This is a genomic window from Pseudomonas sp. BIGb0558, from assembly GCF_024807515.1.
GTDB lineage: Bacteria > Pseudomonadota > Gammaproteobacteria > Pseudomonadales > Pseudomonadaceae > Aquipseudomonas > Aquipseudomonas yamanorum_A.
The window spans coordinates 461049-486668 of sequence record NZ_JANUEW010000001.1; the positions used below are offsets into that span (position 1 = coordinate 461049).

Here is a 25620-nt window from a genome sequence, read left to right on the forward strand (position 1 = left end):
CGGCTTTTTTGGCGAAGATCGGTTTATTTCAGACCCGACATCTTCTCGATCGCGCCTTTGAGCTCGGCATCCGAGCAATCGGCACAGGTGCCTTTTGGCGGCATGGCGTTCAGGCCGGTGATGGCCTTGGCCAGCAGGCCGTCGAGGCCACCCTGGTGGTCTGCGCGGTCTTTCCAGGCGGCGGTATCACCGATTTTCGGTGCGCCCAACAGGCCGGTACCGTGGCAAGCGTTGCAGTGTTTGGCGATCACGTCATCCGGCGATTTCGCGCCACCGCCGCCGCCCGCGGCCACGGCGACTTCCATCCCCTTGCACTCTTGCCCCTGGACACACACCTGGCCGACAGGCTCCAGGCGTTTGGCAATTTCATCATTGGTCGCAGCTTGAGCGCTGACGGCCCATAGGGCCAGTACGGTTGCTGGTGCAGCCAGCATTTTCATAATTAGGTTCACGCGTTCACCCTCAATGGTGGCTATTCACGCCTGCGGCCACGGTTTCGCAGGCGGCGAAAGTATAACGGTTAGCCCGCCCCGCCGAAACAACCCTATTAACCAAGGGGAGATTCAGCATGGCGGAATGCTGCTACGGGAGTCTCTGCGACGTAGGCAGGACGCCTCTTTTCTTAAAAGTTCGCGGGTGTGGCTGCGCTGATTAGTCGCGCCGGCACTTCGAACGGATTGCGAAAACGATGCGGCTTGGTGCTTTCAAAGTAGTAGCTATCGCCGGCTTCGAGCACAAAAGTTTCAAGGCCCACCACCAGCTCCAGGCGACCTTCCACCAGGATCCCGGTTTCCTCGCCCTCATGGGTGAGCATCTCTTCGCCGGTATCAGCACCTGGCGGGTAGATCTCGTTGAGGAACGCAATCGCACGGCTCGGATGCGCGCGGCCCACCAGTTTCATGGTGACGGCGCCGTCGGAGATGTCGATCAGCTCATTGGCTTTATAGACGATCTGGGTCGGTTTTTCCTGGAGGATCTCCTCGGAAAAGAACTCCACCATCGACATGGGGATGCCGCCCAGCACCTTGCGCAAGGAGCTGATGGAGGGGCTGACACTGTTTTTTTCGATCATCGAAATGGTGCTGTTGGTGACGCCCGCGCGCTTGGCAAGCTCACGCTGGGAAAGACCTTTCAGTTTACGGATGGATTGCAGTCGTTCGCCGACGTCCAATGCAGGAGCCTCCTAGGATTCAGGCGTTGTTGTAATTGAGCGTTATCATGGCGACAGCGTTCAGTATTTACAACACTTTGGCCTAAATCCCGGGATCTGCCATTCGTGGGTGCCGCTCAAGCGCCGGAATAGAGCCGTGGCACCCGGCGCAGGTTGCAGAATATCTGGTAGGGAATGGTGTCGGCGGCGGTGGCGACGTCACTGGCGAGGATGTTTTTGCCCCACAATTCGACGGTGGAACCGAGCCCGGCCTGGGGCACGTCCGTCAGGTCGATACACAGCATGTCCATCGACACCCGGCCCAGCAACTGGCTGCGCTGGCCGGCCACCAGCACCGGCGTGCCGGTCGGGGCGTGACGCGGGTAGCCATCGGCGTAACCCATGGCAACCACGCCGATGCGCATCGGCTTCGGGGTGATGAACTTCGCGCCGTAACCCACCGGCTCGCCGGCCGGCAGTTCACGTACGCAGATGACTTTCGATTCCAGGGTCATCACCGGCTGCAAACGCGCGGCGATGGCCTGGTCTTCGCCAAACGGCGTGGCGCCGTAGAGCATGATGCCCGGGCGTACCCAGTCGCTGGAAACGTTCGGCCAGCCCAGCACCGACGGCGAATTGCGCAGGCTGACCTGAGCCGACAAGCCCTGGCGCGCCGCTTCAAACACCGCCACTTGTTCGTCGCTGCTGGTGCTGTCCAGCTCGTCGGCACGGGCGAAGTGGCTCATCAGCACGATCTTCGCGACCTTGCCGCTGGCCAGCAGGCGCTGGTAGGCGTCGTGATAGTCCTTGGGGTGCAAGCCAACACGGTGCATGCCGGAATCGAGCTTGAGCCAGACGGTCAGCGGTTTGCTGAGGGGCGCCTGTTCAATCGCGTCCAGTTGCCACAGCGAATGCACCACGCACCACAAATCATGCTCGACGATCAGCGGCAGTTCGTCGGCTTCGAAAAACCCTTCGAGCAACAGCACCGGCCCGCGAATCCCGGCGGCCCGCAGCTCCAACGCTTCCTCGATGCACGCCACCGCAAACCCGTCCGCCTCGGCTTCCAGCGCCTGGGCAACACGCACGGCACCATGCCCGTAGGCATCGGCCTTGATCACGGCGAGGGCTTTCGCTCCGGCCGTGACTTCACGGGCCAGTTGGTAGTTATGGCGCAGGGCTTGGAGGTCGATCAGGGCACGGGCAGGACGCATGGCGGCGGGCTTCTAGGCGGCAGTGGGAAGAAAAAACCGGTACCCGCTGACAACGCAGGCACCGGGAGAGGATTTTTTGCTTAAGGCAGAGCGGCCACAACAGACAGCTCAACCAGGATTTCCGGTTCGCAGAGTTTCGCTTCAACCGTGGCACGGGCCGGCGCGACGCCTTTTGGCAGCCACTTGTCCCATACCGCGTTCATCCCGGCGAAGTCCGCGTCGATGTCTTTCAGGTAGATGGTCACCGACAGCAACTTGCTCTTGTCGGTACCGGCCAGGTCCAGCAAACGCTCGATATTGACCAGGGTTTCGCGGGTCTGCTGTTCAATCCCGGCGCTCATGTCGTCGCCGACTTGCCCCGCCAGATACACGGTACCGCTGTGGACAACGATCTGGCTCATGCGCTCATTGGTGAGCTGGCGCTGGATTGACATGTTTTGCGGACTCCTGGTGGTTGCCGTAACGGGAAATATCGAGGCCTTCGGCACTGATCTGCGGCGTTTTCTTCGCCATCAGGTCGGCCAGCAAACGACCAGAGCCACAGGCCATGGTCCAGCCGAGGGTGCCGTGGCCGGTGTTCAGGAACAGGTTTTTGAACGGGGTGGCCCCCACGATCGGCGTGCCGTCCGGGGTGGTCGGGCGCAGGCCGGTCCAGAAACTGGCCTGGCTCAAATCACCGCCCTGAGGATAAAGGTCGTTGACGATCATCTCCAGGGTTTCCCGCCGGCGCGGGTTCAGCGACAGGTCAAAACCGCCTATTTCAGCCATGCCACCGACGCGGATGCGGTTGTCGAAACGGGTGATTGCGACCTTGTAGGTCTCATCGAGAATGGTCGAGGTCGGGGCCATCGCCGCATTGGTGATCGGCACGGTCATCGAGTAGCCCTTGAGAGGGTACACCGGCGCCTTGATCCCCAGCGGCTTGAGCAGCTTCGGCGAGTAGCTGCCGAGAGCCAGCACGTAGCGGTCGGCGGTTTCCAGCTTGCCGTCGATCCACACGCCGTTGATGCGGTCACCGGCGTAGTCCAGGCGCTGGATATCTTGCTCAAATCGGAATTCGACACCCAGTTGCTTGCACATGTCGGCAAGGCGGGTGGTAAACATCTGACAGTCGCCGGTCTGGTCGTTCGGCAGGCGCAGCGCACCGGCGAGGATATCGGTGACGCTGGCCAGGGCCGGTTCGACGCGGGCAATGCCGGCGCGGTCCAGCAGCTCGTAGGGCACGCCAGACTCTTTCAGTACCGCGATGTCTTTGGCAGCACCATCCAGCTGGGCCTGGGTGCGGAACAGCTGGGTAGTCCCCAGGGTACGGCCTTCGTAGGCAATGCCGGTCTCGGCGCGCAGTTCGTCGATGCAGTCACGGCTGTACTCGGACAGGCGCACCATGCGCTCCTTGTTCACCGCATACCGGCTGGCGGTGCAGTTGCGCAGCATCTGCGCCATCCACAGGTATTGGTCGATGTCGGCAGTGGCCTTGATCGCCAGAGGCGCATGGCGCTCCAGCAGCCACTTGATGGCCTTGAGCGGCACCCCCGGTGCGGCCCATGGCGAGGCGTAGCCCGGCGAGATCTGCCCGGCGTTGGCAAAACTGGTCTCCATGGCCACGGCCGGCTGACGGTCGACCACGACCACTTCAAAACCAGCTCGTGCCAAATAGTAGGCACTGGCCACGCCAATGACACCGCTACCCAAGACCAGAACGCGCATTTTTATTCCCTCATCACGGCTTGACCGCTGACGTTTGTTGTTCAGCACAAAGATGTGGGCAGTATAAAAAGCAATCGCCAGTGCATTTCACTATATAACTGCCTATATTTGGCGACAATTCTCGGCAAAAACCCTTTTCACGGAGGAGCATCCCCTATGCGGACCAACACTCAGACCAAGCGGGAGCTGGACAAGATCGACCGCAACATCCTGCGCATCCTGCAGGCAGACGGGCGGATTTCGTTTACTGAGCTGGGGGAAAAGGTTGGCCTGTCGACCACGCCGTGCACCGAGCGGGTCCGGCGCCTGGAGCGCGAAGGGATCATCATGGGCTACAACGCCCGGCTCAATCCGCAGCATTTGAAGGGCAGTTTGCTGGTGTTTGTCGAGATCAGCCTCGACTACAAGTCTGGCGACACCTTTGAAGAATTCCGACGCGCCGTGCTGAAGCTGCCCCATGTACTGGAGTGTCACCTCGTGTCCGGGGACTTCGACTATCTGGTGAAAGCGCGGATTTCAGAGATGGCGTCGTACCGCAAATTGCTCGGCGATATCCTGCTCAAGCTGCCCCATGTGCGGGAGTCCAAGAGCTATATCGTGATGGAAGAGGTGAAGGAGAGCTTGAACCTGCCGATCCCGGACTAAGCGCTAGACCAGCACTTGCCGCGTGCTCGCCATGTACTCATGAATCTGCTTCTCCACCCGGGGATGAATCAACTCCACCGGGCGGCGGCCATTGGGGCATGGCAAGGTTGGCGTAGTGCCGAACAGCCGGCAAATCAGCGGGCGCTCGTCGTACACCGTGCAGCCATTGGGGCCCAGGTGCACGCAGTTGAGTTCGTCCATCGCCGCTTCCTGCTCGGCGGCGGTCTTGCGCGGCAGGCGCGACATTTCCTCAGTGGAAGTGGTCACCGGCCCACAGCAGTCATGGCAACCCGGGACGCACTCGAACGAGGGAATCTGGCGGCGCAGCGCGTTGACTTTCTGACTGTTGCAACTCATCGACACAGGGACCGAACGGCGAATAGGCGTGGATTCTGCCCTAAAAGCCCCCGGTGAGACAGCTTCGCCCGACCGCTGTATCCTGCGTCAAATTTTCCAAACAGGGATGCTCCCCATGACCGCCAGCGCCCGGCACGCCAATTCCTACTACGCAGCCAGCAGTTTCCCGCAGCCCGATTATCCGGTGCTGACAGGTGAAATCGTGGCCGATGTGTGCGTGGTCGGCGGCGGCTTTTCGGGGCTGAATACCGCTCTGGAACTGGCCGAGCGGGGCCTCAGCGTGGTCCTGCTGGAGGCCCGCAAAATCGCCTGGGGCGCCAGCGGGCGCAACGGCGGGCAGTTGATTCGCGGCGTAGGCCATGGCCTGGATCAATTCACCAACGTCATCGGCACCGATGGCGTGCGCCAGATGAAACTGATGGGCCTGGAAGCCGTGGAAATCGTGCGCCAGCGAGTCGAGCGCTCGCAGATCGCCTGCGACCTGACCTGGGGCTACTGCGACCTGGCCAACAAGCCCCGCGACCTTGAACACCTGGCCGCCGACGCCGAAGAGCTGCAAGGCCTCGGCTATCGCCATGAAGTGCGCCTGCTGCAAGCCAGCGAGATGCGCAGCGTGATTGGCTCCAACCGCTATGTGGGCGGCATGATCGACATGGGTTCCGGCCACCTGCACCCGCTGAACCTGGCCCTCGGCGAGGCGGCTGCGGCACAGCAGCTGGGCGTGAAGTTGTTCGAGCATTCCGCGGCGGTGCGCATTGATTACGGCCCCGAGGTCAACGTGCACACCGCCCAAGGCAACGTGCGCGCCAAGACCCTGGTGCTGGGCTGCAACGCCTATCTGAACGGCCTCAACCCGCATTTGAGCGGCAAGGTGCTGCCTGCCGGCAGCTACATCATCGCCACCGAGCCGTTGAGCGAAGCCCAGGCAGCCGAGTTGCTGCCGCAAAACATGGCGGTGTGTGACCAGCGGGTGACGGTGGACTACTTCCGGCTGTCAGCCGACCGACGCTTGCTGTTCGGCGGTGCCTGCCATTATTCCGGACGGGATCCGAAGGACATCGGCGCCTATATGCGTCCGAAAATGCTGCAGGTGTTCCCACAGCTGGCCAACGTGAACATTGATTACCAGTGGGGCGGCATGATCGGCATCGGTGCCAACCGCCTGCCGCAGATTGGCCGCCTGGCCGACCAGCCCAACGTATATTTCGCCCAGGCCTATGCCGGCCACGGCCTCAATGCCACACACCTGGCAGGCAGGCTGCTGGGAGAAGCTATCAGCGGCCAGCAAAGCGGGCGGTTTGATCTGTTTGCCAAGGTGCCGCACATCACCTTCCCGGGCGGCAAGCACTTGCGCTCGCCGCTGTTGGCCTTGGGAATGCTCTGGCACCGGTTGAAAGAGCTGGTCTGAATCAACCGCGCCAGAAGGGTTTCAACCCTTCCCGGCGTGCCTGTTCGGCGCTCAGGCCCACGTCACGCAGTTGCTCCGGGGTCAGTTCCAGCAAGGTCTTGCGCGTGTGTATGCGGTGCCAGAACAGCGCCCATGAACTGAATGCGCAGGCCGCGGTGCGCGCCACCATGCGCCGCTCCTGCCCGGCTTCCAGTTCCTGACTGTGTAACGCCAACCGTACATCGCTCAAACCGCTCATTTTCCTGCCCCTCATTTACGCATTGCCATGAGTCCGTAGGATGAGCCGGTGGGCGAAACCATGACAGATTCAACCACCTAGTATTAAATCCATACAGAACCTGCCTCTCTGCGGCTGAATCCTGTATTTTCAGGCTATCTGTACTGGTCACCAGGAAGTATCGCCATGACGCTATACGTCAACCTCGCCGAACTGTTGGGCACGCGCATCGAGCAGGGCTTCTATCGCCCGGGGGATCGATTGCCGTCGGTGCGGGCCTTGAGTGTGGAGCACGGGGTCAGCCTGAGCACCGTGCAGCAGGCCTATCGTGTGCTGGAAGACAACGGCCTGGCGATGCCCAAGCCCAAGTCCGGCTACTTCGTGCCAGTAGGCCGCGACTTGCCGGCCCTGCCCGCCGTAGGCCGCCCGGCCCAGCGCCCGGTGGAGATTTCCCAGTGGGACCAGGTGCTGGAGCTGATCCGCGCAGTGCCACGCAAAGACACCATACAGTTGGGCCGTGGCATGCCGGATGTATTGTCGCCAACCATGAAACCCTTGCTGCGCAGCCTGGCGCGGATCAGTCGACGCCAGGACATGCCGGGGCTGTATTACGACACCATCCACGGCAACCTGGACCTGCGCGAACAGATTGCCCGCCAGATGCTCGATTCAGGCTGCCAACTGACGCCCCAGGACCTGGTGATCACCACCGGCTGCCACGAGGCGCTGTCCGCCAGCATCCACGCGATTTGCGAGCCCGGCGACATCGTTGCCGTCGACTCGCCAAGCTTCCACGGCGCCATGCAAACCCTGAAGGGCCTGGGCATGAAGGCCCTGGAAATCCCCACCGACCCGCTCACCGGCATCAGCCTGGACGCGCTGGAGCTGGCCCTGGAACAGTGGCCGATCAAGGTCATCCAGCTGACCCCCAACTGCAACAACCCGCTGGGCTACATCATGCCGGAGTCGCGTAAACGCGCTCTGCTGACCCTGGCCCAGCGTTTTGACGTGGCCATCATCGAAGACGATGTGTATGGAGAATTGGCCTACAGCTACCCGCGTCCACGCACCATAAAATCCTTCGACGAAGATGGCCGCGTCGTACTGTGCAGCTCCTTCTCGAAAACCCTGGCGCCCGGGCTGCGGATCGGCTGGGTTGCACCCGGTCGTTACCTGGAGCGCGTGCTACACATGAAATACATCAGCACCGGTTCTACCGCGACCCAGCCGCAGATCGCCATTGCCGAATTCCTCAAGAACGGGCATTTCGAACCGCATTTGCGGCGGATGCGTACCCAATACCAGCGTAATCGCGACTTGATGCTCGATTGGGTCAGCCGCTACTTCCCGGCGGGCACCCGTGCCAGCCGTCCCCAGGGCAGCTTCATGCTGTGGGTGGAGTTGCCCGAAGGCTTCGACACCTTGAAGCTCAACCGGGTATTGGTGGATGAAGGTGTACAGATTGCTGTGGGAAGCATCTTTTCCGCGTCCGGCAAGTACAGGAACTGCCTGCGCATGAACTACGCTGCCAAGCCAACGCCACAAATCGAAGAGGCTGTGCGCAAGGTCGGTGCAACTGCCATCAGGATGCTGGCCGAAACAGTGGACTGACCTTTCTCGGGAAATAGCCGTCATATGCCGACAACTGCGCTGATACGGAACCCATGTCATTGATGACCCAACGGCTCTTACCGTTTTTCCTGCTGGGCATCCTGGCGCTGGGCGGCTGCGCCACAATTGATACGCCGCGCACACCCAGCGAGGCGCTGCCAGCCAGTGAGTCGTCATTCGGCCGCTCGATCCAGGCCCAGGCCGCGCCATACAAAGGCCGCTCCGGGTTCCGCCTGCTGCCCAACAGCAGCGAAGCCTTCATGGCCCGTGCCGAACTGATCCGCAACGCCCAGACCAGCCTCGACCTGCAGTACTACATCGTCCACGACGGTATCAGCACCCGCATGCTCGTGGATGAGCTGCTCAAGGCCGCCGACCGTGGCGTGCGCGTGCGCATCCTGCTGGACGACACCACCAGCGACGGCCTGGACCAGATCATCGCCACCCTCGCCGCCCACCCGCAGATCCAGATCCGCCTGTTCAACCCGCTGCACCTGGGCCGCAGCACAGGCGTGACGCGGGCCATGGCGCGGCTGTTCGACCTCTCGCTGCAACACCGGCGCATGCACAACAAGCTGTGGCTGGCGGACAACAGTGTGGCCATCGTCGGCGGGCGCAACCTGGGGGATGAGTATTTCGATGCCGAACCCAACCTCAACTTCACCGATATCGACATGCTCAGCGTGGGCCCGGTGGCCGAGCAACTGGGCCACAGCTTCGATCAGTACTGGAACAGTGCGCTGAGCAAGCCCATCGGCGACTTCGTCAGCAGCGCCTCCAAAGGCGACCTGGCCAGCGCTCGCGTACGCCTGGAGGAGTCCCTTGCGCAGTCACGCCAGCAGAATCATGCGCTGTATAACCGCCTGCGCACCTACAAGACCCAGCCGCGCATGGACATCTGGCGCCGCGAGCTGATCTGGGCCTGGAACCAGGCGCTGTGGGACGCGCCGAGCAAAGTGCTGGCCAAGGCCGACCCGGATCCACGGCTGCTGTTGACCACCCAACTGGCGCCGGAGCTGGAAGGTGTCAGCCATGAGCTGATGATGATCTCGGCTTATTTCGTACCGGGGCAGCCTGGCCTGGTGTACCTGACGGGTCGTGCGGATGCCGGGGTGTCGGTGAGCCTGCTGACCAACTCCCTGGAAGCCACCGACGTGCCTGCGGTGCACGGCGGCTATGCGCCCTATCGCAAGGCGCTGCTGGAACACGGGGTAAAGCTGTACGAGTTGCGCCGCCAGCCCGGAGACGGCGGCGGCAGTGGCCCGCATCTGTTCCGCAAAGGCACCTTCCACGGCTCGGATTCCAGCCTGCACAGCAAGGCGATCATCTTTGACCGGGAGAAATCCTTCATCGGCTCATTCAACTTTGACCCGCGGTCGGTGCTGTGGAACACCGAAGTCGGAGTGCTGGTGGACAGCCCGGAACTGGCGGAGCACGCGCGCAACCTGGCACTGGAAGGTATGGCGCCGGCCCTCAGCTACGAGGCGAAGCTGCAGGATGGCCAGGTGGTATGGGTGACCGAAGACAACGGCCAACTGCACACCCTGACCCGCGAACCGGGCAGTTGGTGGCGCCGGTTCAATGCCTGGTTCGCCACATCCGTCGGGCTGGAACGCATGCTTTAAGAACAGCACAGAGCCTTGTGGGAGCTGGCTTGCCTGCGATGGCGGAGTGTCAGTTTACGTATCCGGTGCTGACACTCCGCTATCGCGGGCAAGCCCGGCTCCCACAGGTGATCGCATTTCAAGTTCAGGCTGGCTGCACAGCCCCGAATGCTCCTTGGCGAAGCAGCAGAACCACCAACCCCAACGCTCCCGCCGCCATCAGCAGCGGCAAGGCATGCCCGCTGATCCACTGGCTGCCGGCACCCGCCACCAACGGCCCGATCAGGCAGCCAATGCCCCACAGCTGCGCGATGTGGGCATTGGCGCGCACCAGCGCGTCGTCGCGGTAGCGCTCGCCAATCAGGATCAGCGACAGGGTGAACAACCCGCCGGCGCTGGCGCCGAACAGCACCCACACCGGCCAGATCATCAGCGTTTCGAGCAACAGCGGAATCGCCAGGCTCGTCGCCAGCAGCATCAGCGCACAGCCGAGAAACAGCGTGCGTCGAGGCAGGTAATCCGCCAATGCGCCAATCGGCAGCTGCAGCAACGCATCACCGACCACCACGGTGCTGACCATCGCCAGGGCGATCTCGGCGGTGAAGCCCTGCTGCAGGCAATACACCGGCAACAGCGTAAGAATCATTGCCTCAAATGCGGCGAATAACGCCACCGCCCAGGCAATCGCCGGCAAGCCCTGGCAGAAGCGCAGCAGGTCGCCGAAGGTCACGCTGAAGGACTCGGCGGTGGGCGCGCCGGAGCGGCCCAGCAGCAGGATCGGCGAGAACGTCAGCAGGCCGACGCCCACCCAGAAGCCAATGTCGTTATCGGTGCCCAGCGCGCCCAGCAGCAACGGGCCCGACAGCTGGCTCAAGGCATAGCTGCAGCCATACAGCGCCACCAGACGGCCGCGCCAGCGTTCGATCACCAGTTGGTTGATCCAGCTTTCGCCGAGGATAAACACGATGGTCAGGATCACCCCGATCATCAGCCGCAGCACCAGCCACACCGGGTAGCTGGGCAATACTGCCAGCAAACCGATGGAAATCGCCCCGCCCCACAGGCACAGGCGCATCAGGTTCGCCGTGCCCAGGCGCGAGGCCAGGCCGCTGGAGACCTTGGCGCCGAGCAGCACACCGAAGGCCGGCATCGCGGCCATCACACCGATGGCGAAGCTGCCGTAGCCCCAGCTTTCCAGACGCAGGGACACCAGTGGCATGCTCACGCCCAGGGCCAGGCCCACGCTCAAGACCGACGCCAGCACGGCGAAATAGGTCGCCCAACGCATTTCCACGCTCCTGTGGATCATTATTTTTCAGGGCTGCAAACGAACTGTAGGAGCTTACCCATGTGAGAGCCGGGCTTGCCCGCGATGCAGGCACCGAGGTGTGTCAGTCACACCACGGTGATGCTATCGCAGGCAAGCCAGCTCCCACACAAGCTCGCTCCTACAGGGGATTGCGAGTGTTACTTACAGCTTGATCCAGGTCGCCTTCAGCTCGGTGTACTTGTCGAACGCGTGCAGCGACTTGTCGCGGCCGTTACCCGACTGCTTGAAGCCACCAAACGGCGCGGTCATGTCGCCGCCATCGTACTGGTTGACCCACACGCTACCGGCACGGAGTGCCTTGGCGGTGAGGTGCGCCTTGGAGATGTTCGACGTCCACACCGCAGCGGCCAGGCCGTATTGGGTATCGTTGGCGATCGCGATGGCTTCTTCCACGCTGTCGAAGGCAATCACCGACAGTACCGGGCCGAAGATTTCTTCCTGGGCGATCTTCATGGCGTTGGTCACGCCGTCGAAAATCGTCGGCTCGACATAGGTACCGCCGCTTTCCTGCAACGTGCGCTTGCCACCGGCCACCAGCTTGGCTCCATCGGCGTGCCCGGCCTCGATGTACGACAGCACGGTGTTCATCTGCTGGGTGTCCACCAGTGCTCCGACCGTGGTGGCCGGGTCCAGCGGGTTGCCCGGCTTCCAGGCCTTGAGGGCCTCGATCACCAGCGGCAGGAATTTATCCTTGATGGAGCGCTCTACCAGCAGGCGCGAACCCGCGGTGCACACTTCGCCCTGGTTGAAGGCGATGGCGCCGGCCGCGGATTCGGCGGCGGCTTGCAGGTCCGGGGCATCGGCAAACACGATGTTCGGGCTCTTGCCGCCAGCTTCCAGCCAGACGCGCTTCATGTTCGACTCGCCGGAGCGAATCAGCAGTTGCTTGGCGATCTTGGTGGAGCCGGTGAACACCAGGGTGTCGACGTCCATGTGCAGCGCCAAGGCGTTGCCCACGGTGTGGCCATAACCCGGCAGCACGTTGAACACGCCTTTCGGGATCCCGGCTTCAACGGCCAGGGCAGCGATACGGATGGCGGTCAGCGGCGACTTTTCAGACGGCTTGAGGATCACCGAGTTACCGGTGGACAGCGCCGGCCCGAGTTTCCAGCAGGCCATCATCAGCGGGAAGTTCCACGGCACGATGGCCGCGACAACACCGACTGGCTCACGAGTCACCAGGCCCAGTTGGTCGTGGGGGGTGGCTGCGACTTCGTCGTAGATCTTGTCGATGGCCTCGCCGCTCCAGCTCAGGGCTTGCGCCGCGCCGGGAACGTCGATGTACAGGGAATCGCTGATTGGCTTGCCCATGTCCAGGGTTTCAAGCAGGGCCAGCTCTTCGGCGTTGGCCTTGAGCAAGCCGGCGAAACGGATCATGGTGGCTTTGCGCTTGGCCGGCGCCAGGCGCGACCAGGCACCGGAATTGAACGTGGCGCGGGCGTTTTCTACGGCACGCTGGGCGTCGGCGACGTCACAGCTGGCAACGGTTGTCAGCAGGCGGCCATCGACCGGGCTGAGGCATTCGAACGTGTCGCCGGAAACGGCGGCGGTGTATTCGCCATTGATGTAGGCGCGGCCTTCGATCTTCAGATCCTTGGCGCGCTGTTCCCAGTCGGCACGGGTCAGGGTGGTCATGCGAGTGTCCTCCTCTTATTGAATACAAGGGCCGGGCGATGTACCCAGGCACCTTCGAAGAATTCTTGCCCGGCCAGCCAGCTGTTCGGCTCAAGGCAGCTGCCACCCTAAACCAGCGACGATGGATGTTTCAATATATTTGACATAACGCCAGCAAACGCCCTTGCGATGTTCATTTTAATAAACATAGACTTTGAGCTCTCCAACCGCAGGCCAGACGGGACACGCCCATGAACATCCAGAATATCGTCGACTTCAGCCAGGCCAGGACCGAACCTGACCGCTACCGTCCGGCCGCGGAGAAAATCCTCAAGGGCGATCCCGAGCAAACCGTCTACAACCACTACAACAGTCCGTGCGGCCAGATGAGCGCCGGGGTCTGGGAGGGTGACGTCGGGCAGTGGAAGGTCAACTACACCGAGCATGAGTACTGCGAGATCGTGCAGGGCGTCTCTGTATTGCGTGACGCCGATGGCAACGCCAAGACCTTGCGGGCCGGCGACCGCTTCGTCATCCCGGCCGGTTTCAGCGGCACCTGGGAAGTGCTGGAGCCGTGCCGCAAGATCTACGTGGTGTTCGAAGAAAAGGCCTGATCAATTCTTCAGGCACAAAAAAAAGCCCGCATCGTGAGATACGGGCTTTTTTTCACAAGAAAGAAAACCAATTACTTGATTTTGCCTTCTTTGTAGATCACGTGCTTGCGAACGCGCGGGTCGAACATTTTCTTTTCGAGCTTGTCCGGGGTAGTACGCTTGTTCTTGTCGGTAGTGTAGAAGTGACCAGTACCGGCGCTAGAGATCATTCGAATCAATTCACGCATGATTTAGCTCCTTAGATTTTGCCGTCGCGGCGCAGTTCGGCCAGCACGACAGTGATGCCACGCTTGTCGATAACACGCATGCCTTTGGCAGATACGCGCAGACGGACAAAACGTTTCTCTTCTTCAACCCAAAAGCGATGATGCTGCAGGTTTGGCAGGAAACGACGACGGGTTTTGTTGTTTGCGTGGGAAATGTTATTCCCAGTCACCGGACCCTTACCGGTAACTTGACAGACTCTCGACATGCCTCAGCCCTCTAAAACCACATGCCCAACCCGGCATGGGTTGGCCGCTTAATCTCTCAGTCATTTGGCGCCAGGCGCCGCGTTTCTTTAGGGTCTTACCGGCTACACCTACTAGCGAAGGAACCGGGCCCCTAGAAAAGAGCGCTGCTTTATACCAGAAAGACCCCAGTGCAACAACAGGCCGTGTGTTTTTACACGCGTAAATCCAGGCCATGGACGCCTGAGCCGTTGCCAGGGTGGGCCGCTATAGAAGCTAACCGCTCGTCGCACAGAATGATTTACAGCGCCCGCGCGCACTGCAAAGTGCTCGGCAAAACGACCTGAGGCGCCATCAAAACAGTATTTGAGGCAAAAGCACAGGCAAAAATGGGCTAGTCATTTGTGAATCAGGCCACTACGGTAGGACTTTTCCAGACTGCACTCGCAGATGGGCCTTCGATCTGCAAAGGAAACCGAATATGCGCCTCGCTGCCCTACCGCTATTGCTAGCCCCTCTTTTTATCGCTGCACACGCCCAGGCGGCCACCACCTTGAGCGTCTGCACCGAAGCCAGCCCCGAAGGCTTCGACGTAGTGCAATACAACTCGCTGACCACCACCAACGCCTCGGCAGACGTATTGATGAACCGCCTGGTGGACTTCGACGCCACCAGCGGCAAGTTGGTCCCGAGCCTTGCGGACAGTTGGGAAGTGTCGCCGGATGGCCTGACCTACACCTTCAAGCTGCACCCGGATGTGAAATTCCATCGCACCGAGTACTTCACCCCAAGCCGCACCCTGACCGCCGAAGACGTGCGCTTCAGCTTCGAGCGCATGCTCGACCCGGCCAACCCGTGGCACAAGATCGCCCAGAGCGGCTTCCCCCACGCCCAGTCGCTGCAATTGCCCACGCTGATCAAAAAGATCGACGCCCTCGACCCGCTGACCGTGCGCTTTACCCTGGACCACGCCGACTCGACCTTCCTCGCCGCATTGAGCATGGGCTTTGCCTCGATCTACCCGGCGGAGTACGCCGACAAGCTGCTCAAGGCCGGCACACCCGAGAAGCTCAACAGCCAGCCTATCGGCACCGGGCCGTTCGTTTTCGGGCGTTTCCAGAAAGACGCGACGATTCGCTACAAGGCCAACCCGGACTATTTCGCCGGCAAGCCTGCGGTGGACAACCTGATCTTTGCGATCACCCCGGACGCCAACGTGCGCCTGCAGAGATTGCGTCGCGACGAATGCCAGATCGCCTTGTCGCCCAAGCCGCTGGACATCGATGCCGCCAAGAAAGACGCTGACCTGAAGATCGAGAAAACCGCAGCCTTCATGACCGCGTTCGTCGCCATCAACAGCCAGCATCCGCCGCTGGATAAGCCTGAAGTTCGCCAGGCGATCAACCTGGCCTTCGACAAGGCCAGCTACCTCAAGGCCGTATTTGAAGGCACCGCCGAAGCCGCCAACGGCCCGTATCCGCCCAACACCTGGAGCTACGCCAGGGAATTGCCGGGCTATCCGCAAGACATCGCCAAGGCCAAGCAGCTACTTGACCGCGCCGGGCTCAAGGATGGCTTCAAGACCACCATCTGGACCCGGCCGTCGGGCAGCCTGCTGAACCCCAACCCAAGCCTGGGCGCACAGTTGCTGCAAGCAGACCTGGCCAAGGTCGGCATCCAGGCTGAAATCCGCGTGATCGAATGGGGCGAACTGATCCGCCGCGCCAAGGCCGGCGAGCACGACCTGCTGTTCATGGGCTGGGCCGGCGACAACGGCGACCCGGATAACTTCCTCACGCCGCAGTTCTCCTGCGCGGCGGTGAAGTCCGGCACCAACTTCGCCCGCTACTGCGACCCTGCGCTGGACAAGCTGATCAGCGCCGGCAAGACCACCAGCGAACAAGGCGTGCGCAGCAAGCTGTACCAACAGGCCCAGGCGCAGATCCAGCAACAGGCGCTATGGCTGCCACTGGCGCACCCGACCGCGTTTGCCCTGACGCGCAAGAATGTCGAGGGGTATCAGGTGAGCCCGTTTGGTCGCCAGGATTACTCCAAGGTCAGCGTCAAACCCTGAACCTGCCCGGGGCCGGCATGCCGGCCCCTACATCCACCCATACTCCGCCATCGACAGCGGGTCACCCTCCCCCACGATGATGTGGTCCAGTACCCGCACGTCCACCATTTCCAGGGCCTTTTGCAGCACCTTGGTCAATTTTCGATCAGCCATGCTTGGCTCGGCGTTGCCGGAAGGATGGTTGTGGCACAGGATCAGTGCCGCAGCGTTGTAGTCCAGGGCGCGCTTGACCACTTGCCGGGGGTAGACCGTGGCGTTGTCGATAGTCCCTTGAAACAGCTTCTCAAAGCCCAACACCCGATGCTTGGCGTCGAGAAACAGGCAGCCGAATATCTCGTGGGGCTCATGGCGTAGCAGCGCCTTGAGGTAGTCGCGCACGGCCACCGGGCTTTCCAGCACCGAATCGTTACGCAGACGCTCGGCCAAATGACGGCGGGCCATTTCCAGCACCGCCTGGAGCTGGGCGAACTTGGCCGCCCCCAACCCCAAATGCTGGCTGAACACCGCCTGCCTGGCCTCCATCAGCGAGCGCAGGCTGCCAAACTGCGCCAGAAGGTGACGTGCCAGGTCCACGGCACTTTTACCGGCCACCCCGGTACGCAGGAAAATCGCCAGCAACTCAGCGTCGGAAAGGTTCTCCGCGCCCAACTCCAACAGCTTCTCCCGCGGACGCTCTGCTGCGGGCCAATCGCGAATACTCATCCCACCTCCGTGTGCATGTGCGCCGCTGTTGCATGGCGGACGCTGTGGTATCTTAGGCCATCTTTTTGCGTGCGATTTCACCTGGGGAGGGGGCATCGCAACGCCATCACTGAACTGGAAAGGCAAGCCAATGCAGCGTCTGTATCGGAAACGCATCGTTCTCGGCGTCGGCGGCGGCATTGCCGCCTACAAGAGCGCAGAGCTGGTTCGCAGGCTCCTGGACCAAGGCGCCGAAGTGCGCGTGGTCATGACCCGTGGCGGCAGTGAATTCATTACCCCGTTGACCATGCAAGCCTTGTCCGGCCACCCGGTTCACCTCGACCTGCTGGACCCTGCGGCCGAAGCTGCCATGGGCCACATCGAGCTGGCCAAATGGGCCGACCTGGTACTGATCGCCCCGGCCACCGCCGACCTGATCGCCCGCCTGGCCCAGGGCATTGCCGACGACCTGCTGACCACCCTGGTGCTGGCCACCGACGCCACCGTGGCCATCGCCCCGGCCATGAACCAGGCCATGTGGCGCGACCCGGCCACCCAGGCCAACACCCAACTCCTGCAAAGCCGCGGCCTCAAGGTCTTCGGCCCGGCCTCCGGCAGCCAGGCCTGTGGCGACGTGGGCATGGGCCGCATGCTCGAAGCCACCGACCTCGCCCAATGTGCCGCCGACTGCTTCCAGCACCTGGCCCTGACCGGCAAGCACGTGCTGATCACCGCCGGCCCGACCCAGGAAAACATCGACCCGGTGCGTTACATCACCAACCATAGCTCAGGAAAAATGGGCTTTGCCCTGGCTGAAGCAGCGGTCGAGGCAGGCGCACGGGTGACCTTGATCACCGGTCCGGTGCATCTGCCGACCCCGGATCGCGTCACCCGAATCGACGTAGTCAGCGCCCGCGACATGCTGGCGGCCTGTGAGGCGGCGATTCCCTGCGACCTGTTCATCGCTTCGGCAGCGGTGGCGGACTACCGCCCGGAAGTGGTTGCACCACAGAAGCTCAAGAAAGACCCTACAAGCGGCGACGGCCTGCTCCTGCAAATGGTCCGCAACCCGGACATTCTGGCCACCATCGCCACCCGTGAAGACCGTCCGTTCAGCGTCGGTTTCGCTGCCGAGACCGAGCATCTGCTGGACTACGCCGCACGCAAACTGAAAGACAAAAACCTCGACCTGATTGTCGCCAACGATGTCGCCAACCCGAGCATCGGCTTCAACAGCGAGGAAAATGCCATCAGCGTGATCGACCGCGAGTTGCACGCTACCGTTTTCGCCCAGACCAGCAAGGGCAAGATTGCCCGCCAACTGATCTCTTTTATCGCCCTACGGCTGAACCAGGTTTAATTTCCATGCACGCTTTGCAAGCCAAGATCCTCGACCCACGCATCGGCAACGAATTCCCGCTGCCGGCCTACGCCACTCCGGGCTCCGCCGGCCTCGACCTGCGCGCCATGCTCAAGCAGGACACCGTGCTTGAGCCGGGCCAGACCATTCTGATTCCGACCGGCCTGTCGATCTACGTGGGCGACCCTGGCCTGGCGGCGCTGATCCTGCCGCGCTCCGGCCTGGGTCACAAACACGGGATCGTCCTCGGCAACCTGGTGGGCCTGATCGATTCGGACTACCAGGGCGAGCTCATGGTGTCGTGCTGGAACCGCGGCCAGACCGCGTTCAACATCGCCGTCGGCGAGCGCATTGCCCAGCTTGTACTGGTGCCGGTGGTGCAGGCGCACTTCGAACTGGTCGAAGAATTCGACGAAACCCAGCGCGGTGCAGGCGGCTTCGGGCATTCCGGCAGCCACTGACTAAGCTGAACTGACTTAGCCGAACCTGGCCGGGTGCCTCACCTGGCCTGACGCCAACGCATGGCCTTTCAGGATGAAGAATGCGCGGAACTTATCAGCAAGATTTCCCCAGTGAAATCAGGGCATTAAGCGGGCAAAAGAGCGGAGCTCCGGCGCCGATGGCACTTTTGCACCACGAACTCTATGCCAAAAACGCCGTCTTACCCTTCAGTTTGAGCCTGCCGGTCAGCACCCTTGAGGCCAGCCCCGCCCTTTTCAGATGGAGTTCCCCCCCGCAATGAGCAACGCAGCCCGAGTCGCCCCGTCATTTCCCGACAGCATTTTCCGCGCCTATGACATCCGTGGCGTGGTCCCCAAGACCCTGACCGCCGAGACCGCCTACTGGATCGGCCGCGCCATTGGCTCCCAGAGCCTGGCCCAGGGCGAGCCCAACGTGTCCGTAGGCCGTGACGGCCGCCTGTCCGGCCCCGAGCTGGTGGAGCAACTGATCCAGGGCCTGGCCGACAGCGGCTGCCATGTGAGCGATGTAGGCCTGGTGCCGACGCCGGCGCTGTACTACGCGGCCAACGTACTGGCCGGCAAGTCGGGCGTGATGCTCACCGGCAGCCACAACCCGTCGGACTACAACGGCTTCAAGATCGTGATCGCCGGCGATACCCTGGCCAACGAACAGATCCAGGCCCTGCACACCCGCCTGAAGACCAACGACCTGACCAGCGGTGCCGGCACCATCACCAAGGTTGAGATTCTCGATCGTTATTCGGACGAGATCACCCGCGACGTCAAACTCGCCCGCCGCCTGAAAGTGGTGGTGGATTGCGGCAACGGCGCGGCCGGCGTGATCGCCCCGCAACTGATCGAAGCGCTGAATTGCGAAGTGATCCCGCTGTTTTGCGAGGTCGACGGCAACTTCCCCAACCACCACCCGGACCCGGGCAAGCCTGAAAACCTGGTAGACCTGATCGCCAAGGTCAAGGAAACCGGCGCCGACCTGGGCCTGGCTTTCGATGGCGACGGCGACCGCGTCGGTGTGGTGACCAACACCGGCAATATCGTGTTCCCGGACCGCCTGCTGATGCTGTTTGCCCGCGACGTCGTGGCACGCAACCCGGGCGCCGAGATCATCTTCGACGTCAAATGCACCCGCCGCCTGACGCCGCTGATCAAGGAATACGGCGGTCGTCCGCTAATGTGGAAGACCGGTCACTCGTTGATCAAAAAGAAAATGAAGGAAACCGGCGCCCTGTTGGCCGGCGAAATGAGCGGCCACGTGTTCTTCAAAGAGCGCTGGTTCGGTTTTGACGACGGTATTTACAGCGCCGCTCGTCTGCTGGAGATCCTCAGCAACGAAAAATCCACCGCCGAAGACCTGTTTGCAACCTTCCCGGATGATATTTCTACGCCAGAGATCAATATCCATGTGACCGAAGAGAGCAAATTCAGCATCATTGACGCACTGCACGATGCGCAATGGGGCGAAGGCGCCAACCTGACCACCATTGACGGCGTGCGGGTCGATTACGCCAAAGGCTGGGGCCTGGTTCGCGCGTCCAACACCACACCGGTGCTGGTGCTGCGTTTCGAGGCGGATTCCGAGGCTGAGTTGCAGCGCATCAAGGACGTGTTCCACGCCCAGTTGAAACGTGTTGCCCCTGATCTCCAATTACCGTTCTGATTTTTTTGTACCGGAGCCCTGAATGACCCTCGAACGCGAAGCCGCCGCCAATACCGCCAAGGTCCTTTCCGAAGCGTTGCCTTACATTCGACGCTACGTCGGCAAGACGCTGGTGATCAAGTACGGCGGCAATGCCATGGAAAGCGACGAGCTGAAGACCGGCTTTGCCCGCGACATCGTGTTGATGAAAGCCGTCGGGATCAACCCGGTGGTGGTACACGGTGGCGGCCCGCAAATCGGTGACCTGCTCAAGCGCCTGTCCATCGAGAGTCACTTCATCGACGGCATGCGCGTGACCGACGCCCAGACCATGGACGTGGTGGAGATGGTCCTGGGTGGCCAGGTGAACAAAGACATCGTCAACCTGATCAACCGCCATGGCGGCAGCGCCATCGGCCTGACCGGCAAGGACGCCGAGCTGATCCGCGCGAAGAAGCTCACCGTGACCCGCAAGACCCCGGAGATGACCCAGCCGGAAATCATCGACATCGGCCAGGTGGGCGAAGTGATCGGCATCAACACCGATCTGCTGAACCTGCTGGTGAAAGGCGATTTCATTCCGGTGATCGCGCCTATCGGCGTGGGTGCCAACGGTGAGTCCTACAACATCAACGCCGACCTGGTGGCCGGCAAGGTGGCCGAGGCGCTGAAGGCCGAGAAGCTGATGCTGCTCACCAACATCGCCGGCTTGATGGACAAGGAAGGCAAGGTCTTGACCGGCCTGACGACCCAGCAAGTGGACGACCTGATCGCCGACGGCACCATCTACGGCGGCATGCTGCCGAAGATCCGCTGCGCACTGGAAGCGGTGCAAGGCGGCGTCGGCAGTTCGTTGATCCTGGACGGCCGGGTTCCAAATGCGATCCTGCTGGAAATCTTCACCGACACCGGTGTGGGTACCCTGATCAGCAATCGCAAGCGCCCTTAAAGCGCAGAAAACAAAAAGCCCCCGCTCAACCTGGTTGAGCGGGGGCTTTTTTATTGCCTGGCTTTCAGATCAAACGCCGAACTGCTCGCGATAGGCCTTGACCGCCGGCAAATGCTGCTTGAGCTGCGGGTCATCTTCCAGGAACTGCAACACCTGGTTCAGGGACACGATGCTCACCACCGGAATCGCGAAATCGCGCTCCACTTCCTGGATCGCCGACAATTCACCGTTGCCACGCTCCTGGCGGTTCAGCGCGATCAACACGCCGGCGGCCTTGGCGCCGTCCTGGGAAGCGATGATCTGCATCACCTCGCGAATCGCGGTGCCGGCAGTGATCACGTCATCGATGATCAGCACGTCGCCCTTGAGCGGTGCGCCCACCAGGCTGCCGCCTTCGCCGTGTGCCTTGGCTTCCTTGCGGTTGAAGCACCATGGCAGATCCTGCCCGTGATGTTCAGCCAACGCCACGGCGGTCGCGGCGGCCAGGGGAATGCCCTTGTAGGCCGGGCCGAACAGCACGTCGAAGGAAATACCGCTTTCAACGATGGCGGCCGCATAGAAACGACCCAGCTGCGCCAGGGCAGAACCCGAGTTGAAAAGGCCGGCATTGAAGAAGTAAGGGCTGGTGCGCCCGGACTTCAGAGTGAACTCACCGAAGCGCAATACGCCGCGATCGATGGCAAAACGAATGAAATCGCGTTGATACGCCTGCATGAAAAAAGCCTCAGATACCACGGATTTAGCTAATTAGGTAGACGGCGTGTATCATACACGCACGCGATTTTTGGGGCCATTTATGCGGATCATCAGTGTGAACGTCAATGGTATTCAGGCTGCAGTCGAGCGTGGTTTGCTCAGTTGGCTGCAAGCCCAGAATGCCGACGTCATCTGCCTGCAGGACACCCGCGCCTCCGCCTTTGAACTGGACGACCCAGCCTTCCAACTGGATGGCTACTTCCTTTATGCCTGTGATGCCGAAGTTCCCACCCAAGGTGGCGTGGCTTTGTATTCGCGGTTGCAACCCAAGGCGGTCATCAGCGGCCTCGGCTTCGAGACAGCCGACCGCTACGGGCGCTACCTGCAAGCCGATTTCGATAAGGTCAGCATTGCGACCTTGCTGCTTCCATCAGGGCAGAATGGCGATGAAGACTTGAACCAGAAGTTCAAGCTAATGGACGACTTCGCCCGTTATCTGGATAAACAGCGGCGCAAACGTCGCGAGTACATTTACTGTGGCTCGCTGTACGTGGCGCAACAGAAGCTGGATATCAAGAACTGGCGCGACAGCCAGCAATCCCCGGGTTTCCTGGCGCCGGAACGGGCCTGGATGGACGAGATTGTCGGCAACATGGGCTATGTCGATGCCCTGCGGGAAGTCAGCCGCGAAGGCGACCAGTACAGCTGGTGGCCGGATAACGAACAGGCCGAGATGCTGAATCTGGGCTGGCGTTTTGATTACCAACTGCTGACCCCGGGCCTGCGCCGCTTCGTTCGCAGCGCACGCCTGCCACGCCAGCCGCGCTTCTCGCAGCACGCGCCGCTGATCGTGGACTACGACTGGACACTGACCATCTAAGGTCTTTTTCCTGGCACAAAAAAACCGACATCGCTGTCGGTTTTTTTGTGGGCGGTGGTTATTTGATCAACCGCAACGTCCACGGATAACGATAAGCCACGCCCTTGTTGGCCTTGATGCCGGCAATGATCGTCATCACCACCGCGCCAATCACCAGCACGGTCATCAACACAAAGCCGATCACGATAAAGCCCAGCAGGAAGCAGACCGCCCAGGCAATGCCCACGGTGATCTGGAAGTTCAGCGCTTCCTTGCCCTGGTCATCAATGAACGGGTCCGTGTCCTTCTTCACCTGCCAGAGAATCAACGGCCCCAGCAGGCTGCCGAACGGGAACATCAACCCGAAGAACGCCGCGAAGTGACAGAGCATCGCCCACTGGCGAACTTCCTTGGACGGTGTCGGCAGTGGAAGTTGACTGTCACTCATGGCGTAGCTCCTTGGGGTTGAATCAGTCCGCCAATGCGGCGTTCTGCAGTTCGAAGATCTCGGTCATGCCTTTCTGGGCCAGCGCCAGCATGGCGTTCAGGTCTGCCGGCTGGAATGGCGCGCCTTCGGCGGTGCCCTGCACTTCGATGAAACCACCGGTGCTGGTCATCACCACGTTCAGGTCGGTCTCGGCAGCCGAATCTTCAAGATAGTCTAGATCCAGCACAGGCTCGCCCTGATACATGCCGACCGACACTGCCGCGATCATCTGCTTGAGCGGATCGCCGCCTTTCAGGCCGCCACGTTTCTTGATGACTTTGAGCGCATCGACCAGGGCAACCATGGCACCGGTGATGGATGCCGTGCGGGTGCCACCGTCGGCCTGGATCACGTCGCAGTCGACGTACAGGGTGACGTCGCCCAGCTTGGACATGTCCAGCGCAGCACGCAGGGAACGACCGATCAGGCGCTGGATTTCCAGGGTGCGGCCGCCTTGCTTGCCACGGCTGGCTTCACGCTGGTTACGCTCGCCGGTGGCGCGCGGCAGCATGCCGTACTCGGCGGTCAACCAACCCTGGCCCTGGCCCTTGAGGAAACGCGGCACGCCGTTTTCGACGCTGACGGTGCAGATAACCTTGGTATCGCCAAACTCGACCAGTACGGATCCCTCGGCGTGTTTGGTGTAGTTGCGGGTGATGCGGATCGAGCGGAGCTGATCGGCAGCGCGACCACTTGGACGTTTCATAGGGGATACCTGTACGGAGGACGAAAAACTGCCGAGCATTATAGAGCCGCCAGCCCTGATCGGCACGGCTAAAAAATCCTGTTACAAACCAGGCAGCGAAGCCACTGTTTGGGGCCACCCGTCCCGTTGAGCTACAATCCTGCGCCTTCGCAGCCTGTCGGCTTCAATCTACCCATCAGCCCGCCCGTTTGCGGGACTGCATCGCGAGGTACCTCCATGGTGCACAGCATGACCGCCTTCGCCCGCGTCGAAAAAGCCGGCGTCCAAGGCACCCTGAGCTGGGAATTGCGCTCGGTCAACAGCCGCTACCTGGAGCCGCACCTGCGCCTGCCGGAATCGTTTCGCGACCTCGAAGGCGCGGTCCGTGAGGCACTGCGCCAAGGCATCTCCCGCGGCAAGCTGGAATGCACCCTGCGCTTTACCGAGGAAACCACTGGCAAGCCGTTGCAAGTGGATCGCGAGCGCGCAGCCCAATTGGTCGCCGCCGCCGAAACCATCGCCAGCCTGATCAAACAGCCTGCCGCCATCAATCCACTGGAAGTGCTGGCCTGGCCCGGCGTGCTGGTGGCCGACGCCACCGACCCGCAAGCCCTGAATGCCGAGGCCCTTGCCCTGTTCAACCAGGGCTTGAAAGAACTCAAGGCCGGCCGCGAACGCGAAGGTGCCGAACTGGCCCGCCTGATCAGCGACCGCCTGACCTCCATCGAACAAGACGTGGTGACCCTGCGCGAACTGGTGCCGCAGATGCTTGCCACCCAGCGCCAGAAGGTCCTGGACCGCTTCACCGACATGCAGGCCGAGCTGGATCCGGTACGTCTTGAGCAAGAAATGGTGCTGCTGGCACAGAAGAGCGACGTCGCCGAAGAACTCGACCGCCTGAGCACCCACATCCTGGAAGTGCGCCGCGTGCTCAAGTCGGCCGGTGCCGCCGGTCGGCGCCTGGACTTCCTGATGCAGGAACTCAACCGCGAAGCCAATACACTGGGCTCCAAAGCCTTTGATCCGCGCAGCACACAGGCGGCGGTCAACCTCAAAGTGTTGATCGAGCAAATGCGCGAACAAGTACAGAATATCGAGTAAGGCACCCTGACATGACCCACAGCACCGGCACCCTCTACATCATTTCTGCCCCATCGGGCGCGGGCAAAAGCAGCCTGGTCAAAGCCCTGACCGACGCTGACGAGCAGATCCGCATCTCGGTGTCCCACACCACCCGCGCCATGCGCCCGGGTGAAGTGAACGGCGTGCACTACCACTTCGTCGAACGCACCGAGTTCGTGAAGATGATCGAGCACGGTGATTTCCTCGAGCGCGCCGAAGTGTTCGGCAACCTCTACGGCACCTCGCAAAGCCACCTGCAGCAGACCCTGGACGAAGGCCACGACCTGATCCTGGAAATCGACTGGCAGGGCGCCGAGCAGGTGCGCCAGCTGATGCCGAAAGCCCGTTCGATCTTCATCCTGCCGCCATCGCTGGAAGCGTTGCACCAGCGCCTGACCAACCGTGGCCAGGACAGCGACGAGATCATCGAAGGCCGCATGCGCGAAGCCGTCAGTGAAATGAGCCACTACGTCGACTACGACTACCTGATCATCAACGACGATTTCGCCCACGCCTTGGACGATTTGAAGGCAATTTTCCGCACCAATCAGCTTCAGCAAAAGCGTCAGCAGCAGCGTTTCGGCAAATTATTGGCTGAACTGCTCGGCTGATTGGCTCTTCCCAAAACCGCTGCAAGGGCTTTACATTGGCACTTGTAGCGCGTTTGCGATG

Annotated in this window: 27 protein-coding genes and 1 pseudogene; 13 read left to right on the forward strand and 15 right to left on the reverse strand. The window is 61.6% G+C overall.

Annotation, left to right across the window (positions count from 1 at the left end; genetic code table 11):
• Positions 1–23 precede the first annotated feature (23 nt).
• The 5 genes from M2400_RS02145 to dadA form a co-directional block, all read right to left on the reverse strand.
• The gene (locus M2400_RS02145; protein ID WP_003208757.1) at positions 24–440 is read right to left on the reverse strand and encodes a cytochrome c5 family protein; all 417 of its coding nucleotides are present in this window, start codon (positions 438–440) and stop codon (positions 24–26) included.
• Positions 441–622: 182 nt separating this feature from the next.
• Complete coding sequence (locus M2400_RS02150) at positions 623–1171, reverse strand: cupin domain-containing protein (protein WP_003208755.1); 549 nt, start codon at positions 1169–1171, stop codon at positions 623–625.
• Between the two features lie 116 nt (positions 1172–1287).
• Positions 1288–2364, reverse strand: a complete 1077-nt coding sequence (gene alr, locus M2400_RS02155) for an alanine racemase (RefSeq protein WP_177079177.1) — start codon at positions 2362–2364, stop codon at positions 1288–1290.
• An 80-nt stretch (positions 2365–2444) separates the two neighbouring features.
• Entirely contained in the window at positions 2445–2798 is a 354-nt protein-coding gene (locus tag M2400_RS02160; protein WP_046034864.1) for a RidA family protein, read from the reverse strand.
• On the reverse strand, positions 2770–4071 hold the full coding sequence (dadA, locus tag M2400_RS02165; protein WP_259195473.1) for a D-amino acid dehydrogenase: 1302 nt from the start codon (positions 4069–4071) through the stop codon (positions 2770–2772). The genes M2400_RS02160 and dadA overlap by 29 nt, the downstream gene beginning before the upstream one ends.
• Before the next feature lie 156 nt (positions 4072–4227).
• Between dadA and M2400_RS02170 the strand changes: the two genes are divergently transcribed.
• The gene (locus tag M2400_RS02170) at positions 4228–4716 is read left to right on the forward strand and encodes an Lrp/AsnC ligand binding domain-containing protein (protein ID WP_003206849.1); all 489 of its coding nucleotides are present in this window, start codon (positions 4228–4230) and stop codon (positions 4714–4716) included.
• Positions 4717–4719: 3 nt separating this feature from the next.
• On the opposite strand, the gene M2400_RS02175 is transcribed toward M2400_RS02170, so the two are convergent.
• Positions 4720–5073, reverse strand: a complete 354-nt coding sequence (locus M2400_RS02175) for a YkgJ family cysteine cluster protein (RefSeq protein WP_177112377.1) — start codon at positions 5071–5073, stop codon at positions 4720–4722.
• Positions 5074–5188: 115 nt separating this feature from the next.
• Here M2400_RS02175 and M2400_RS02180 point away from each other — a divergent pair, with 115 nt between their 5' ends.
• Positions 5189–6481, forward strand: coding sequence for an FAD-binding oxidoreductase (locus M2400_RS02180; RefSeq protein WP_259195469.1), 1293 nt, complete (start codon positions 5189–5191; stop codon positions 6479–6481).
• Between the two features lies 1 nt (position 6482).
• Here the strand turns inward: M2400_RS02180 and M2400_RS02185 are convergent, their stop codons facing one another.
• A complete protein-coding gene (locus M2400_RS02185) occupies positions 6483–6719 on the reverse strand; it encodes a DUF1127 domain-containing protein (protein WP_177079174.1) in 237 nt (78 codons plus the stop codon).
• A 165-nt stretch (positions 6720–6884) separates the two neighbouring features.
• Here M2400_RS02185 and M2400_RS02190 point away from each other — a divergent pair, with 165 nt between their 5' ends.
• Both M2400_RS02190 and M2400_RS02195 read left to right on the forward strand, forming a co-directional pair.
• Positions 6885–8309 (forward strand): PLP-dependent aminotransferase family protein, encoded by a 1425-nt coding sequence (locus tag M2400_RS02190; protein WP_177043724.1) that lies wholly within the window; start codon positions 6885–6887, stop codon positions 8307–8309.
• A 62-nt stretch (positions 8310–8371) separates the two neighbouring features.
• Positions 8372–9934 carry a phospholipase D family protein gene (locus M2400_RS02195; RefSeq protein ID WP_259195465.1) on the forward strand — a complete coding sequence of 521 codons (1563 nt, stop codon included), beginning with the start codon at positions 8372–8374 and terminating at the stop codon, positions 9932–9934.
• A 124-nt stretch (positions 9935–10058) separates the two neighbouring features.
• Here the strand turns inward: M2400_RS02195 and M2400_RS02200 are convergent, their stop codons facing one another.
• Positions 10059–11201: an MFS transporter gene (locus M2400_RS02200; protein WP_259195464.1), complete on the reverse strand. Its 1143-nt coding sequence runs from the start codon at positions 11199–11201 to the stop codon at positions 10059–10061.
• 183 nt (positions 11202–11384) lie between these two features.
• Positions 11385–12878: an aldehyde dehydrogenase gene (locus tag M2400_RS02205; RefSeq protein WP_177043721.1), complete on the reverse strand. Its 1494-nt coding sequence runs from the start codon at positions 12876–12878 to the stop codon at positions 11385–11387.
• A gap of 230 nt (positions 12879–13108) precedes the next feature.
• Between M2400_RS02205 and M2400_RS02210 the strand changes: the two genes are divergently transcribed.
• The gene (locus M2400_RS02210; protein WP_177043720.1) at positions 13109–13471 is read left to right on the forward strand and encodes a cupin domain-containing protein; all 363 of its coding nucleotides are present in this window, start codon (positions 13109–13111) and stop codon (positions 13469–13471) included.
• Between the two features lie 71 nt (positions 13472–13542).
• Here M2400_RS02210 and rpmG read toward each other — a convergent pair whose 3' ends face one another.
• Together rpmG and rpmB are read right to left on the reverse strand one after the other, a co-directional pair.
• A complete protein-coding gene (rpmG, locus tag M2400_RS02215; protein WP_003176906.1) occupies positions 13543–13698 on the reverse strand; it encodes a 50S ribosomal protein L33 in 156 nt (51 codons plus the stop codon).
• 11 nt (positions 13699–13709) lie between these two features.
• Complete coding sequence (rpmB, locus tag M2400_RS02220; protein ID WP_003213263.1) at positions 13710–13943, reverse strand: 50S ribosomal protein L28; 234 nt, start codon at positions 13941–13943, stop codon at positions 13710–13712.
• A 458-nt stretch (positions 13944–14401) separates the two neighbouring features.
• Here rpmB and M2400_RS02225 point away from each other — a divergent pair, with 458 nt between their 5' ends.
• Positions 14402–15994 carry an ABC transporter substrate-binding protein gene (locus M2400_RS02225; RefSeq protein WP_177128855.1) on the forward strand — a complete coding sequence of 531 codons (1593 nt, stop codon included), beginning with the start codon at positions 14402–14404 and terminating at the stop codon, positions 15992–15994.
• Positions 15995–16021: 27 nt separating this feature from the next.
• Here the strand turns inward: M2400_RS02225 and radC are convergent, their stop codons facing one another.
• Positions 16022–16696, reverse strand: coding sequence for a DNA repair protein RadC (gene radC, locus M2400_RS02230; protein WP_177079169.1), 675 nt, complete (start codon positions 16694–16696; stop codon positions 16022–16024).
• A gap of 130 nt (positions 16697–16826) precedes the next feature.
• On the opposite strand from radC, the gene coaBC reads away from it, so the two are divergent.
• The 4 genes and pseudogenes from coaBC to argB all read left to right on the forward strand — a co-directional run bounded on the left by coaBC (position 16827) and on the right by argB (position 21099).
• Complete coding sequence (gene coaBC, locus M2400_RS02235) at positions 16827–18035, forward strand: bifunctional phosphopantothenoylcysteine decarboxylase/phosphopantothenate--cysteine ligase CoaBC (protein ID WP_010168193.1); 1209 nt, start codon at positions 16827–16829, stop codon at positions 18033–18035.
• 5 nt (positions 18036–18040) lie between these two features.
• Positions 18041–18496, forward strand: coding sequence for a dUTP diphosphatase (gene dut, locus M2400_RS02240; protein ID WP_003213270.1), 456 nt, complete (start codon positions 18041–18043; stop codon positions 18494–18496).
• Between the two features lie 259 nt (positions 18497–18755).
• Positions 18756–20171, forward strand: a pseudogene (locus M2400_RS02245) (phosphomannomutase/phosphoglucomutase); the annotation flags it as partial.
• A 22-nt stretch (positions 20172–20193) separates the two neighbouring features.
• Complete coding sequence (gene argB / locus M2400_RS02250) at positions 20194–21099, forward strand: acetylglutamate kinase (protein WP_003213275.1); 906 nt, start codon at positions 20194–20196, stop codon at positions 21097–21099.
• Positions 21100–21168: 69 nt separating this feature from the next.
• On the opposite strand, the gene pyrE is transcribed toward argB, so the two are convergent.
• On the reverse strand, positions 21169–21813 hold the full coding sequence (gene pyrE, locus M2400_RS02255; protein ID WP_177043716.1) for an orotate phosphoribosyltransferase: 645 nt from the start codon (positions 21811–21813) through the stop codon (positions 21169–21171).
• Between the two features lie 82 nt (positions 21814–21895).
• Here pyrE and M2400_RS02260 point away from each other — a divergent pair, with 82 nt between their 5' ends.
• The gene (locus tag M2400_RS02260) at positions 21896–22675 is read left to right on the forward strand and encodes an exodeoxyribonuclease III (RefSeq protein WP_003195493.1); all 780 of its coding nucleotides are present in this window, start codon (positions 21896–21898) and stop codon (positions 22673–22675) included.
• Between the two features lie 58 nt (positions 22676–22733).
• On the opposite strand, the gene M2400_RS02265 is transcribed toward M2400_RS02260, so the two are convergent.
• Both M2400_RS02265 and rph read right to left on the reverse strand, forming a co-directional pair.
• Positions 22734–23102, reverse strand: coding sequence for a DUF4870 domain-containing protein (locus M2400_RS02265; RefSeq protein WP_088422066.1), 369 nt, complete (start codon positions 23100–23102; stop codon positions 22734–22736).
• A 22-nt stretch (positions 23103–23124) separates the two neighbouring features.
• Positions 23125–23847: a ribonuclease PH gene (rph, locus tag M2400_RS02270; protein WP_003213280.1), complete on the reverse strand. Its 723-nt coding sequence runs from the start codon at positions 23845–23847 to the stop codon at positions 23125–23127.
• Positions 23848–24063: 216 nt separating this feature from the next.
• On the opposite strand from rph, the gene M2400_RS02275 reads away from it, so the two are divergent.
• Both M2400_RS02275 and gmk read left to right on the forward strand, forming a co-directional pair.
• On the forward strand, positions 24064–24927 hold the full coding sequence (locus M2400_RS02275; RefSeq protein WP_177128851.1) for a YicC/YloC family endoribonuclease: 864 nt from the start codon (positions 24064–24066) through the stop codon (positions 24925–24927).
• Between the two features lie 11 nt (positions 24928–24938).
• Complete coding sequence (gmk, locus tag M2400_RS02280) at positions 24939–25559, forward strand: guanylate kinase (RefSeq protein WP_010168203.1); 621 nt, start codon at positions 24939–24941, stop codon at positions 25557–25559.
• The last annotated feature ends 61 nt before the right edge of the window (positions 25560–25620 follow it).